At 32.1% G+C, this 246-nt stretch carries 2 pseudogenes; one reads left to right on the top strand and one right to left on the bottom strand.

The features are described 5' to 3' along the window. Window positions 1–30 precede the first annotated feature (30 nt). Window positions 31–126, bottom strand: a pseudogene (locus tag IDG64_RS15400) (hypothetical protein); the annotation flags it as partial. Between IDG64_RS15400 and IDG64_RS14830 the strand changes: the two are divergent. After that, a pseudogene (locus IDG64_RS14830) lies at window positions 122–246 on the top strand (site-specific integrase); the annotation flags it as partial. The pseudogenes IDG64_RS15400 and IDG64_RS14830 sit on opposite strands and share 5 nt — an antisense overlap.

Raw genomic sequence — 246 nt, 5'->3', positions numbered from 1 at the left:
TGGGTTTGGAGTCCCTAATGGGTCCCTAAATTACATACTTTCTAAAATTTTAGTTGTTTTTTTGTCCTCTTCATTAAATTTTTCTTCTAACAAATGAGAATACACGGATGTAGTTATTGCTATATTTATTGACGAGCGAAAAACCGATACTTCCCCTAGATATATCAGTATCGCTAAATCTGATATGAAACACATTATGGACGTCATAAGTACATTTGCAATTAGCTATGATGGTTACATTTTCAA

Source organism: Staphylococcus sp. EG-SA-15 (assembly GCF_017151895.1).
GTDB classification, from domain to species: Bacteria; Bacillota; Bacilli; order Staphylococcales; family Staphylococcaceae; genus Staphylococcus; species Staphylococcus aureus.
The sequence above is the reverse complement of the archived record's forward strand: the minus strand, read 5'-3'. Positions and strand labels throughout refer to the sequence as shown.